This window comes from Vibrio minamisatsumaniensis, from assembly GCF_050337445.1.
Classification (GTDB): domain Bacteria; phylum Pseudomonadota; class Gammaproteobacteria; order Enterobacterales; family Vibrionaceae; genus Vibrio; species Vibrio artabrorum.
The window spans coordinates 1-13,204 of sequence record NZ_JAKJSY010000095.1 but is presented as its reverse complement, the minus strand read 5'-3'; the positions used below and the strand labels follow the sequence as shown (position 1 = coordinate 13,204).

Genomic DNA, 13,204 nt, shown 5'->3' with positions numbered 1-13,204 from the left:
AAAGATAACTTTATAAAGTGGAACGTTGAATTTTCAAATAAGACTCAATTGTTGATTGAAGAAGATTCGGCTTCAACAGTTTGTCAATTATATGTTGCCTTAGATTTCTTTAATGGTTTATTAACAAATGATACAACGAAGTTATTATCACTTACCGCGGGTAATAGTAATCATATAGATAGCGTTAATGGCAGAGATATAGAATATCAAGCTTTGTATCCATTGGCTGAATATAAATATAATAGTTTTGATGGTATTAATATAAAGCGAAAGGTAGTCTCACCGATCGTTAAAGAGGATAAGCGTCTCTGTTCTTTGCCGATGCACTGGAACCACTTCCAGATTACTAATGAATCACAGCAAACACGCGTGATTACGCTTGCTCAACCTCTACAAAACTTGATTGGTTCAACCTACCGAAAAGGTCGTGATGGGATTCAAGATTCGGCGTGTACCTTATCTCAAAACCCGATTGCTCAGCAGCATCAAGCAGTGAATGTCGATGGTGAAAGCCACGGTTTTACTGGTGTTCAGCTCACTAGTCAGTCCCCTTATCAAAGTGACATCGAGGGTGAGGTGGTGTTTGGTGTTCAAGCCGAAAACCGTTTGACTGAATCTGGCAAGGTATCGGTGTCTGTTAAGCCAACGCTTTATACTTCGAAAGTGACCCAGCAAACCGAGTTCGCATTGAAAACCGGCCGCACTAACGCTGAATTCCAAACTGGCATTTACACAGGGCGCGAAGCATTGAGCGCACTTGTTGTGGTAAAGGTTGAATTGGAGCCGGGTGAGTCTGTTGACCTGCGTTTTGCTCAAGTGATGGCACATAGCAAAGTGATGCTTAATGGTTGGAACTCGGACAAGGCTTACACGCAATTCTATCCTCAAGCGAAACCTGCCTTACCGATGTTAGAAGATTTATTGGCAAAGCTTGAAATCATTGAGCAGAAAATCGTTGAGCAACAGACCGCTTTCCTAGAGCAAGCTCAAAGCAAAATATCACAGCCTGAATCGGCACTGCGCTATGCGACGATGGCGATGAATTCATTGTCTTTCCTAGCCGAATCAACGGTATGGGATAAAGAAGATAAGTTCTTGGTGAAAGAGTGTGTCGATTACCCATTCTTTAACTCTCTGGATGTTTATTTCTATGGCTCATTCTCTCTGCTTTACTTGCTGCCTGAGCTTGATGGCTGCGTGATGAAAGAGTTCTCGAAAGCCATTTTGGCGGAAGACTTTACCGAGCGCCGATACTGGGAATACGAAGCGACACCCAATGCTGAATTGATTGATGACAAGTACCAAGGCGTACGTGCTATTCGAGGCGCGGTAATCCACGACTTGGGCAGCCCATTCGACATCCAGCCCGATGCTTACAGCTGGCACAATGTCAAGGAATGGAAGGACTTAGCACCGAAATACATTCTTATGGTGTACCGCCATTATCAAAACACCCAAGATATCTCTGTGGTTGAAGAGTGCTGGCAGGCTGTCACTGAGAGCATCGACTTCTTATCGAACTTGATTGCTGAAGGTGATGATTTACCGTTAACTCGAGGCACAGACGATACCTTCGATAACCTAGCGTCACATGGTATCTCAATTTACTGTGCGAGCCTTTGGGTTGCTGGCCTACAAGCCGCGAGTGAACTTGCACAATTGATGGGCGAAAGCGATCTAGCTAGCGGTTACTTAACGCGTTCGAAAAAGGCGTTAGCAACAGTTGAGCAAAGCTTGTGGGATGACAAAGAGGGTTACTACCACTTTTTCGTCACGCCCGTTCAAGCTAAGCATTTAACAGGTCTGGGCTACAAAGACTTGGAAGCATTAGGGCTTTCACTGACTGGCGATGCGATTGCCGATAAGAACATTCTTAATGAGTATCTCAATGAAACAGATACTTCAATCAGCATCAGCAAGGTGTCTCAAAGAGTCTCTAAGAAGCGCTTATTGAGCGAGACTGCGCCACAAGCCTTTACACAAGACTACTTAGATTTAGTACCTGATTCAGACAACAGCTTTGGCGATGCTCTATTGGCAGACAGCTACTTAAAGCTAATCGGACTAGAAGGCATTTTCCCGCAAGAGAATATCCAACGTGCCCTAGATTATGTTTATAAGCACAACTTTGAGATTAATAGCCCTAAGCTTGGTGTCGCGAACATGACACTGGCCGACGGTTCACCACATGAAGCGTTCCAAGCACAAGATGTGTGGATTGGTGTGCAGTTTAGTGTTGCGACAGCCTTGAGTCTGGCGGGTAAATCTCAGCAAGCGGAAACATTGATGGATACCGTGTATACCGCGCTGTATGACTATTCAAAAATTCCATTTGCAGCGCCAGAAGGGTTCAACTGCTCAGTCTCATTTGATGAGGAAGATCTTTCAGAATCTTTTAAATTGTCACAAGGTGATGCGAAAAAGTGGCTTACTGTCCTTAAATTACAAAAGTGTGTGCTATCTGACGGTCGAGTGAGTCCTAGCCTGACTAAAGACAGTGATAAATTTGTTAGTATGCTGCAAGGCGAAATTTCAGCGGAGCAAGCCATTGTTCTTCACAAATGGCTGTTGAGTACCGGCTTGAAATATACCGCAGGTCGTTATTTTAGACCGGGGATGATTTTCGCCTACATGTATTAACTAAATGACACGAGTTTCAACAAAAGCAGTGGTATGCAGGTTGAAATAGGGGGAGCTTTCGGGCTCCCCAAATGTCACTGGATTAGGGTATCGAGATGCGCACTAAAACTAAAAAAACCACCGTATACGATGTAGCGAGACTCGCTGGCGTTTCCCCAAGCACGGTTTCTCGTTTTCTTAATCGAACCACTTATGTGTCGGATGATAAAAGCCAGAACATCGAGCAAGCGATCAAAGACACTGGCTACAAGCCTAACTTTCAAATGCAGGAGAATATCAACCGCCGTTCATTGACGATTGGTGTATTGGTGCAACACCCAGACAGCCCTTATACCAGTCGGATCCTTAATGACATGGAGAAGACACTGATAGCTCAAGGCTACTCATTGGTCATCGCGACGGGGCACTGGCAAAAAAAGCTCGAGATACATGCGCTGGAGTACTTAGCTAAAAGTAACGTGGATGGCATGATCATCGTGACGGGCAGTATTACCAAAGACGACATCGCCAAGTACGCTCAAGACATTCCGATTGTCGCGGTGGGTTACGACATCGTTGAAGATAATGTTCGCTCGATCAATATCGATAATGTGCTGGGTGGCTATATGGCGACTCTGCACTTGCTGCAACAGGGACATGTGAACATTGCTCATATTAAGGGTCTTTCAAGCCAACCAGATGCGGGAAGTCGCTTTGAAGGTTACAAGAAAGCTCTTCAAGAGGCGGGCATTAAAGTGATGCCAAAACTCGTCAAACAGGGCGATTTCAGCAGTGAATCTGGTTATGAGAAAACGGTAGAGTTGATTGAATCTAAGGTTCACTTTTCCGCTCTGTTCGCAGCCAATGACCAAACCGCTTACGGGGCGATTAAGGCGCTACACGATCACGGTTATAAAGTGCCAGAAGATGTGTCTGTGATTGGCTTTGATGACTTACCAACGTCGAAGTATTTCACGCCAGCATTAACGACTTTGAGGCAACCGATTGAAGAGATTGGAGAGGTATGTGCCCAGTCGATCTTGAACTTTTTATCAGGTGAGCGACATGAAGCTCGTTTACCGCCGATTGATTTAATCGTCAGAGAGTCGACCAAGTCTTTGTATCGTTAATTTCAAGACAAGCCTCAAGGTGCGCGCCCGTGATGATTGGTATTGATATCAATGCGAACCATGGCCGGAATGCCGCTGAGTAAAACTATCGAACTTGCTGCTGATATTTACGCCTTCACATTGTTCAATAGGGGGCAGGTAAGCTAAAACACTTCTGCCCCAAAGTGCGTTACAACTCGAAATCCGAATTTAGATAATCAACACTTTTAGACATACAAAATTCTAATCTTTGTTATTCAGATAGAGTGCTCCAAAACCGGCAACAATGATATAAACGTTATCGCTGCGAGGCTGATATTAAACAGGCGTTGTTTCAATGCGCTATCGAGATAAACTCGGATTTGTTGACCAACCCAGACCCAAGTTATATTGGCCAACAACCCGAATGTCGTAAACACGAATGTAATTAATGCGACAGAGAACCAATAGCTCGAGGGTAGGCTATAGCTTGTGACCAAAGCAAGTGATGCCATCCAAGCCTTCATATTCCCCAGTTGAAACAACGCAGCTTGAGTCACATTGATTGGTTTGTTCTTGGTGGGCTTACCCGAGAAAGGGTTGGTACACAACAGCTTTATTATCAACCAGAACATGTAAGCCAGACCTACGTATTTTATTGCTAGATACCAATTCGGATGATTCTGCAAAGCGACAACGACACCACACGCACAAAGTAGGATTAGTCCAATCACACCGATACGGATACCAATCAGGTGTCGCCATGATTTTCGAACACCAAATTGTGCCCCTGAGTTGGCGAGCAATAAGTTATTTGGTCCCGGCGTTATGGCCGTAACAAACGCGAATAAACTCATGGCTGGCATTAAGCTCCATAATGTCGTCATTTCCTTTCCTCTCAAATAAGTGTGAACGAGTTGAGAATAAAGGGGGGAAATGGAAAGACCTAAAGTTAATGCGTCATGGTGACAATTCTTTGATTTCCTTTTTGTCAGGCCTTATCTATCCTGAATACAATAATTAATTGTACCCCTTTGGAGAGAGACAATGTTAGTCCCTGATATATCGGGTCGTTCCGGACCTAAGTTTATGGCACTGGCTGATGCGATTGCTGAGGTGATAGAAAGCGGAGAACTCGAACCGGATACTAAATTACCCCCCCAGCGGATTTTATCTTATCGGTTGAGTGTGACGGTTGGAACGGTGACAAGGGCTTATCAGGAGCTCGAGCGAAGGGGGTTAACGGAGCCAAAAGTAGGAAGCGGTACTTATGTTCGGAACAGAGAAACTGAACTGAACCACTTTTATCATCCGGTATTGGAAGAAAAAGGCATTGATCTGGCGCGCTGCCGACCTTTGTTATTGTCACAACCTAAATTTCTTGCAAGCGCGTTGAAAGAGTTATCTCACGAAGAAATTGCGCAGGCAGCGGTACTAGATTACTACTCTGCTGATGGCATTCATGGTCATAACGAGACTCTTCGACAATGGCTGATGACCAAATTCAATATTAATATTGATGCCCGGCGTTTAGTATGGACACATGGAGGTCAGCACGGAATATCGTTGATTATTCAAGCGCTAAGCCGTCCCAAAGATACCATTCTTGCCGAAGGGCTGTGTTATCCGGAATTTATCTATGCATGTCAGCAATCCGAACGAAAGCTAGTGCCTGTAAAGGTCGATGAACATGGATTAGATCCTGAAGATCTGGTTTTGCACTGTAAGAGACATCGCCCCAAACTACTTTACCTGACTCCGGGAATACAAAATCCGACCGGCGCCCAGTTAACGGATAGTCGAAGACTGAAAATTATTGAAATATGCCGTCGTTACAATGTGCTAATTATTGAGGACGATGTGCTCTACTGCCCGCCGCCCTATCGAAAGAGTCCTTTAGTAGCTATCGCTCCAGATATTACTTTATACGTGGGTAGTTTTTCTAAGTACTTCGCGGGTGGATTACGACTGGGATTTATCATTTTGCCACTATCCTTTAAGGATTTGTTGCAACGTGCGCTACGAGCCAGTTGTATGTATGTTAGCCCTCTAATCATCGATCTGGTGTGTCGTTGGCTAACTAGTGGAGCTATGCAAACAGTAGATGAAGAGATCGCGATGGAACTCAGTGCTCGTCATCGGATCTGGAAGACAGTATTTCCCGAAATCCATATCGGCGTTCCTGGCTACAATGTGTGGCTACCTTTGCCTGAGCCGTTAACAGGGTATCATTTTAACCAATCGTTGTTGAAACATGGGGTCAGAGTGAGAGAAGCGGAAATGTTTGCTGTGGGTCGGTATGAAGTGCCAGCAGCAGTGAGGATATCACTGGCAGGTCCATTAAGCCGCCCACAATTGCAATCAGCTCTAGATATCGTCAGAGACCAAATCACAAGGCTCACTTAAACTTCATGGATCATATTGATTACTCACTGCCTAACTAAGCACCACTAGGCAGTGGGATATAAGTAATGGCCTGAGTGGGTTGAGCGAAGCCGCTCTGCTACTGTGACCCGACTACTAGCTAACCCTGTTTAAAGTCCGTCAGTTTTAGCAAACCTTCATAATCACTGAGTTGATTTTTCATATACACCAGAAACGAAAAATGCCGCATCCATGCGACATTTTTCTTTTGGCGGCCAAACCAGTTTTGCTATATCCATTCTAGAGTGTAATCCATTCTACTCTTGATACTTGAAGCTGCAGCGTTGTTAACTGCCTAAGTTCACCCTAATCACGTAGAACCCCTATGCTCATAGGGCTGAACTTATTTGTTGCCTAGCTGCAATTCCAATTATTTTGAGTATCGATAAATATTCAGAATGTGTTTATAAGACGCGGTTAATCTTGATTAGTTCCCTTTACATCGCATTTTTTTTCGATTTATTTTCTAAGTTGAATTACGCTGCGATTCATTTCTTGGTGTTGTCATTTTTCGGCATTGAAAGTGTCGTTTGCAGCCCCTTCTTCCAGCACTTTACCTTTCAGCATCAAACTTGAGCTGTGCTGAATACAGAAAAAGTGATCAAGAAAACCTTAGAGATATTTATTAAGTATAAATTGAAATCAATTCTGCATTATGTGGGTAAGAAAATGACTTTTTATTGTTAATAATTGGCTTAAATTGTGTGTTATTTGTTCGGTTGAGCAGCCGTGCAGCGTAAGTCACTAAATTTATAGGTAATTACATCTACACTGATTTTATCTATACCCAAGTAATGCTAAGGAGGCGGCGATGGCGATACAAAGACTCAATACAGAACAGCTGTATCAGGTAGCAGACCTAGAGAAACTGCCTTGTAAGTCGACCAAAGAACTGGCTCCAATTGATGAAATTGTTGGACAGGAGCGGGCACAAAAAGCCGTTGAGTTCGCGATGTCAATTAAGGAAAAGGGTTACAACATTTATGCGATAGGGCGCAATGGTTTAGGCAAGCGCACCATGATTTTGCGTTATCTTAACCGTCACCCACAAGACGTTGAGGAGCTTTTTGATTGGTGTTATATCGCGAACTTTGAAGATATTCGTACACCTAAGGTGCTTAAGTTACCGAGTGGTGTCGGCAGTAGCTTAAAGCAAGATATTGAAAAGCTAATGCGTAAATTGCTTAAAGCCATGCCGCTCGCATTCGACAATGAGATGTACTTTAGCCGTGCTGATAGGCTTAAAAATCAATTGGCTGCAAAACAACAAGCAGCATTGGAAGCGATTAGCCAAGAAGCAAAAGATAAAGGCATTAACCTGACGATTACTACACAAGGTGATTATCAGTTTGTCGCAATGAATGGTGATGAGCTTCATACCGAAGAGAGCTTTGATCTGCTCTCTGCTGAAGAGCAAGATCAGTTCGATAAAACCATCGATGCTTTGGAAGTGGGGTTACGAACCATTTCTCGTGAATTGACGGAACTTGAAGAGACCTACACAGAGAAAATCCAAAAGCTGAATGATGACACGGCACGAGATGTGATTACTCACTTTATCAAGCAGTTGAAGTTGGATTACAGCCAATATCCAGAGATAAAAAAATACCTCACTGCACTGCGCAAGGATATTGTTGATAATGCCGATATTTTCCTTGAAGAGAGCGCCGATCAGGCAGAAGTTGCGACCGCCTCTTTGGATAAGAAAATGCCCCGTCGTTATATGGTGAACGTTATTGTTAGCCAAAAAGAACAGTCTCTGCCGATTGTGGTTGAAGAGAACCCAAATTATCACTCTCTGTTTGGCTATGTAGAAACGGCGACGTTCAAGGGAACGGTATTCACGGACTTCTCATTGATTCGTGCAGGTAGCTTACACCGAGCCAATGGCGGTGTATTGTTAATGGATGCGGTGAAAGTGCTTGAACAGCCCTATGTTTGGGAAGGCTTGAAGCGTGCATTACGTTCCCGTCAGTTGAGTTTCACTTCATTAGAGAAGGAGGTGACGTTAACTGGGGCTGTTTCACTCGATCCTGAGCCAATCCCATTAGATGTGAAGATCATTCTGTTTGGTGATTATCGTACTTATCAACTATTGCAGCATTACGATGCAGAGTTTGCTGAACTGTTCCGTGTGACAGCTGATTTTGAAGATGAGATGAAGCGTACTGCGGATTCTGAAATGCATTATGCACGCTTCATTTCAAGCATCATACACGACAACAACATGTTGCATTGTGACCGAAAAGCGATTGCTCGGATCATTGAGCACAGCTCTCGTCAAGCAGGAGACCAAGGCAAACTATCACTACACTCGGCACACATTGCGAATCTGCTGCGTGAATCAAACTATGTAGCAAGAGGATCGAAATCGAACCTGATTCGTGCTACCCATGTTGACCAAGCACTGTCTAATCAACAGATGCGTGTCGGCCGATTACAAGACAGTGTTATGGAGACTTTCACCAATGGAACAACGCTGATCCATGTGGACGGTCTGGCGGTGGGTCAAGTCAATGCATTGTCGGTACTCAGTACAACGGACCACATGTTTGGCGCGCCAAACCGAATCACTGCCACCACCGCTTATGGAGATGGTGAGGTCATTGATATCGAAAGAAATGTAGACCTAGGAGGCAGTATTCACTCTAAAGGTGTGATGATCTTATCTGCTTATCTCTCTTCGGTGTTTGGTAAGACAGCAAAAGTCCCACTGACTACTCATATTACCTTTGAGCAATCGTATGGAGGGGTTGATGGGGACAGTGCGAGTATGGCTGAATTCTGTGCGGTAGTGTCTGCATTTTCCAAACAGCCAAATCGTCAAGACATTGCAATTACAGGATCAATGAACCAGTTTGGCGAGTCTCAGCCAATTGGTGGTGTGAACGAGAAAATTGAAGGCTTCTTTGATGTGTGTGAAATTAAAGGACGTTCAAAGGAGCAAGGAGTCATCATTCCACGCTCGAATATTCATAACTTAATGTTGCGCAGTGATATCGTTAAAGCGGTTGAAAAGGGTGAGTTCCATATCTGGGCCATCGATCATGTTACTGAAGCGATTAAGCTGTTTACCGGCAAAGCTGCGGGTGAGGCGAGTGATGAGGGAAGTTACCCAATTGATACGGTTTTTGGTATCGCTCAGGCCAAGTTGAACGCCTTGCGTAAATAGAGTGATAAAGAGATACAACGCAAAAGCCATCGATTGTAGAGTCGATGGCTTTTTTATTTATTGATCTTTTACCTACCTCTTAGTGTGCTGTACACGGTATGGGATGAGGTTAAGGTCTCAACGCGTTTACGCATTTCTCAAGCAGAGCTTGGTCCCATTGAACTTTAGTTTTGCCAGTAAGTGCTTGGCGTTAGCTCGACCAATGTCGTCGAACTCTACACCGTATCGAGCATAGTGCGTCGATTTTTGTAGGTTGCAGACGACGCCTTTCAGTGGTGGAATCAGTGGACCATTGTAGTTATGAGGCGTGATTTCAATAGAGACGCGTTCCGCAATTTGAATCGCCCGAGAAGTGGGGGATGTGACAAAGCGACAACCACTTTTGGATAAGTCTCTTATCTCACAATCTGTTCGTTGATCGTTGAAGATGATTCTTGAAGGTAAGTTCACTTCATAGCGTGTTTCTTTACGCAATTGAGTCACTTTCATCGTACTTGGTGTTGAAAGTACAAGAATAGGAAACGGTTCGCCAATTTTATGATAAATCTGACATTTAAAATGGATAAGTGCACCTTCACCTCTTAGAGAATAGGCGCGAACGGTCATCCAAAAACCTTCTTGAAAGAAAAAGTTTAGATCTTCATGGGATACTTCAGGAACCTCAACCACAATGCAATTATCGCTGTGCGTGCCAATAAATTTAGTGGTCGCGAGAAACTTAGTTCCAACAGGAGTCAAGACGTTTAAGGTCAACTCACTGCCGTGCTCAATCATCGCCAGAGCATCGGTACTATTTATTGTGGATACGGTGCGATTACGAGGGTCGTTAAGCGTTTTATTATGCTCCAAAGATCTTTTTAATGGTGCGTTCATTTTGTACTCTCCATGTGCCAACATGCGGTAATTTGTTCTGACTAAACAAGTGATTTGCAACTTTTAATTGGTGTACCTTAGTTTTTGTCTGTAGAGACTTTTAATTAAACTCAACAGTGTTCAATACTGAACTTGTCTATAAGTACTTCGTTGTATTTAGTTGCGCATGCGATAGTCTATTTATAAGGAGATAATAGTTCAAACATTTATTATTTTTGTTATCAATTATTTATTGAAGTTGAGTATGAAGGCGACAAAATAGGGGTAAGAAGAAAGTGACTTCACCGTTGAACTTGAACCAGAGCCGTTTACCGTTGTTCAACACCATCAAAATATCCCAGCCCCGCTAAACGGCTATTTGGGTATAACACGCTAGGTGTTCCTCGAATAGATTGGGGTTGATTATAATCGGACGAGAAGGCACAGTGTTCTTGGGCATTTAACTTCAGCTAACGTTGAAAAGTAAACTGGGGTTAATGGCGAGTCCAGCCTAACAGGAACCGATCAAAGGCCTGCTTTATGAAAAAGAAGGCTTACACTTAAATCTAGGCTTTACAGGCTTACGCTGCACTCGCTCTGCTATGCATGAAAGAGTCGGTATGGCCGCGAGTTGATCAATACCATGAAATTATTAATTCGAATTTTTCTCATCTTAACTATTTTTACTTTCGCTCTTGGGAGCACAGCCCTATGGAGAGGCTTTAAGCAATTACACTTTGTAGAGAAAGGATTGGATTGGAGTTGGCTCTGGGAATACTATTTGCCATTTTCGAATGGTCTTCAAGTTACCCGTACTCAGGACACAAAACAGCTTTTGCTTCGGCGAGTGTATTTAGAGGAAAACATCGTCATCTTTGTTTTGACGACATTCGATAATAAGCTTGAAGTTGATATTGTGAATAAAGAGACCTGTGAACCGAAATCGAATAAATCGATATTCATCTCTTTTAATCATCAGCCTATATCGCATTCCTTCATGACCTGTGAAAGCTCGGGTGAAAGCTATATATATCGCGCGATTAATAAGAGATTAAAATCTGTAGAATTTAGTTTTAATAATCACAATTTCCGAGAGGACTTCACTCAGTGGCCCATTTCTAAACTCAAAGCCGACCAGTTCAAGCAACAACATTCTAATTTTTTTGAGAAGCAAAGAGGAGCCAGTGGCAGCTATCAATGGCTTAGGGATTGATTGTTCATGACCGCTCTGTTTCTAAGGTTTCTGGAATAGATATTTCCGACACTGCACCAGCAACTGCGTAACAGGCTTAACTTGTTTGGTCTGTCTTACTGCAAGGATAAGCTGCGGTAGTAGTGACATCACGATCATGCCAGTCATTAGTGAATATTGGACTGGAGTAAACGATTCGCCCATTAACACCATACCGGTCACGATGCCCGCAACTGGGTTTGCAATACCGCCGAAGGTGAAATCAACTACCGACATACGTTGTAGCAACCACACATACATGCCATAACCCAGCGCTGTGTTCAGCCCTATCACCCACAATAGCCCCATAGCATTACGAGAATCGAAATGAGTGACAGCGTTAACATAAGGCTGCGGGTCGATGAACGCATGAACGCCAGATGCGACAGATAAAATCGTACCGCCTAGAATCAGCTGCCACGTTAATACTTTCCACCAGTGCATGCGATTACCCAGTGATTTGGTAATGCTGCTGCCGATAACGATACACATGATTGCCGCAAACATGGCGCCCAAACCGATCGGGTTTAATGCGATCTGACTTGGATTAAACAATATCCACGCTAAGGTGATCAAGCCAATACCTGAAAGAGCTTGAATCAAATGTGGGCGTTGTTTTTTCACTAGCCAGTGGAAGATCATTGCGAATACAGGCACTGAGATCATACCCACGCCAGAGATTGCCGAAGGCAGGGTTAGCGCCATCATAAAGATCAAGCTAAAGAAGGTCGCAATATTGATAAGGCCCAATGTGAAAATGATCTGCCACTCGCCTTTTTTAGGCAGCGTTGGTTTTACCGCTAGCAATAACAAACCAGCAGGTAACGCACGCAAAGCACCCAATAATAATGGTGGCCACTCCTGTAGCGTAAATTGCGTCACTGCATAGGTTGTTCCCCAAAAGAATGCGGGGATCATTGCTAATAATATGTTCATCTGAAATATCTTTACGTTAAGATAACTATTGTGTGAACTGTATACTGAGAACTAGTGGTTGTAAAGTATCTTTATGTTAAACTAGTTTGAAGTAATCAGACTAATAACGGAGCGAGATTGCAAATGGATGCTATCGACCGCGTAGTAGAGCAATGGGCAAAGGAAAAGCCTGAGCTAGAAACTGAGCCTATGGCAATGATGGGCCGGATTATGCGTATTGCCAAGTATATGGAGACGCAAGTTGCCGAGCTTCATAAAAAATACGACATGAAGCTGGGTGAGTTTGATGTGCTGGCGACGTTGCGACGTTCTGGAAAGCCTTACCGACTGACTCCGTCAGAACTGATCGGGTCGATGATGCTGACATCAGGCGCGATGACCAATCGTCTTGATAAGCTAGCAGCGAAAGGGTTGATCAGTCGTGAGCACAGCAAAGAAGACAGACGCAGCGTGAGTGTTCAGTTAACCCAAAAGGGGCTGATTCTGATTGACCAAATGATAACTGAACATGTCGAAATGCAGAAAAAACTGGTTAAATCATTGTCTGCGAGTCAGAAGAAGAACACCAACCAACTTTTGAAAACATGGTTGAGTGCGTTCGAGTAGTTTTTCGACAACTCATCGTCTAGCGCCAAACTCCCTCTTATTTTCCAGGAGATTGTTATTAGTCTTGTATTTTTTCACAGCATTGAACGGAATATTCTCGTTCAGTTGGATGAATTAAACTGACCAGTAAGTGAGCTACTATGGAAACGAATATGATTAACTCAGCTGAAATATAAGGGGGTTGCCTGGTTAAGATATAAAAAGGCAGTATGAGAAGTGCTTATTTATTGATCGATTGTTCGGCAGTAAGTTATTTATTCACGAATAATTCAATAC

The 13,204-nt window shown here is 43.5% G+C and carries 9 protein-coding genes; 6 read left to right on the top strand and 3 right to left on the bottom strand.

Annotation, left to right across the window (positions count from 1 at the left end):
- On the top strand, nt 1-2,640 hold a 2,640-nt coding region (locus tag L4B77_RS17490; protein WP_429751988.1), incomplete at its 5' end, for a GH116 family glycosyl hydrolase.
- A gap of 95 nt (nt 2,641-2,735) precedes the next feature.
- Nucleotides 2,736-3,749: a LacI family DNA-binding transcriptional regulator gene (locus tag L4B77_RS17485; protein WP_429751986.1), complete on the top strand. Its 1,014-nt coding sequence runs from the start codon at nt 2,736-2,738 to the stop codon at nt 3,747-3,749.
- Nucleotides 3,750-3,985: 236 nt separating this feature from the next.
- On the opposite strand, the gene L4B77_RS17480 is transcribed toward L4B77_RS17485, so the two are convergent.
- The gene (locus tag L4B77_RS17480) at nt 3,986-4,594 is read right to left on the bottom strand and encodes a LysE family translocator (RefSeq protein ID WP_102445638.1); all 609 of its coding nucleotides are present in this window, start codon (nt 4,592-4,594) and stop codon (nt 3,986-3,988) included.
- 160 nt (nt 4,595-4,754) lie between these two features.
- Here L4B77_RS17480 and L4B77_RS17475 point away from each other — a divergent pair, with 160 nt between their 5' ends.
- Nucleotides 4,755-6,113 (top strand): aminotransferase-like domain-containing protein, encoded by a 1,359-nt coding sequence (locus L4B77_RS17475; protein WP_429751984.1) that lies wholly within the window; start codon nt 4,755-4,757, stop codon nt 6,111-6,113.
- An 829-nt stretch (nt 6,114-6,942) separates the two neighbouring features.
- Nucleotides 6,943-9,303, top strand: coding sequence for a Lon protease family protein (locus tag L4B77_RS17470; RefSeq protein WP_429751982.1), 2,361 nt, complete (start codon nt 6,943-6,945; stop codon nt 9,301-9,303).
- 126 nt (nt 9,304-9,429) lie between these two features.
- Here L4B77_RS17470 and L4B77_RS17465 read toward each other — a convergent pair whose 3' ends face one another.
- Nucleotides 9,430-10,176, bottom strand: a complete 747-nt coding sequence (locus L4B77_RS17465) for a flagellar brake protein (RefSeq protein WP_261840383.1) — start codon at nt 10,174-10,176, stop codon at nt 9,430-9,432.
- 622 nt (nt 10,177-10,798) lie between these two features.
- Between L4B77_RS17465 and L4B77_RS17460 the strand changes: the two genes are divergently transcribed.
- Nucleotides 10,799-11,368: a threonine transporter RhtB gene (locus L4B77_RS17460; RefSeq protein WP_261840382.1), complete on the top strand. Its 570-nt coding sequence runs from the start codon at nt 10,799-10,801 to the stop codon at nt 11,366-11,368.
- A 21-nt stretch (nt 11,369-11,389) separates the two neighbouring features.
- On the opposite strand, the gene L4B77_RS17455 is transcribed toward L4B77_RS17460, so the two are convergent.
- Nucleotides 11,390-12,322, bottom strand: coding sequence for a DMT family transporter (locus tag L4B77_RS17455; RefSeq protein ID WP_429751979.1), 933 nt, complete (start codon nt 12,320-12,322; stop codon nt 11,390-11,392).
- A 123-nt stretch (nt 12,323-12,445) separates the two neighbouring features.
- Here L4B77_RS17455 and L4B77_RS17450 point away from each other — a divergent pair, with 123 nt between their 5' ends.
- Nucleotides 12,446-12,928 (top strand): MarR family winged helix-turn-helix transcriptional regulator, encoded by a 483-nt coding sequence (locus L4B77_RS17450; protein WP_429751977.1) that lies wholly within the window; start codon nt 12,446-12,448, stop codon nt 12,926-12,928.
- Nucleotides 12,929-13,204 lie beyond the last annotated feature (276 nt).

Excerpts from the sequence above, each read along its gene's own strand:
- L4B77_RS17455 (WP_429751979.1), bottom strand. The coding sequence starts at position 12,322 with ATGAACATATTATTAGCAATGATCCCCGCATTCTTTTGGGGAACAACC.
- L4B77_RS17470 (WP_429751982.1), top strand. The coding sequence starts at position 6,943 with ATGGCGATACAAAGACTCAATACAGAACAGCTGTATCAGGTAGCAGAC.
- L4B77_RS17485 (WP_429751986.1), top strand. The coding sequence starts at position 2,736 with ATGCGCACTAAAACTAAAAAAACCACCGTATACGATGTAGCGAGACTC.
- L4B77_RS17460 (WP_261840382.1), top strand. The coding sequence starts at position 10,799 with ATGAAATTATTAATTCGAATTTTTCTCATCTTAACTATTTTTACTTTC.
- L4B77_RS17450 (WP_429751977.1), top strand. The coding sequence starts at position 12,446 with ATGGATGCTATCGACCGCGTAGTAGAGCAATGGGCAAAGGAAAAGCCT.
- L4B77_RS17465 (WP_261840383.1), bottom strand. The coding sequence starts at position 10,176 with ATGAACGCACCATTAAAAAGATCTTTGGAGCATAATAAAACGCTTAAC.
- L4B77_RS17475 (WP_429751984.1), top strand. The coding sequence starts at position 4,755 with ATGTTAGTCCCTGATATATCGGGTCGTTCCGGACCTAAGTTTATGGCA.
- L4B77_RS17480 (WP_102445638.1), bottom strand. The coding sequence starts at position 4,594 with ATGACGACATTATGGAGCTTAATGCCAGCCATGAGTTTATTCGCGTTT.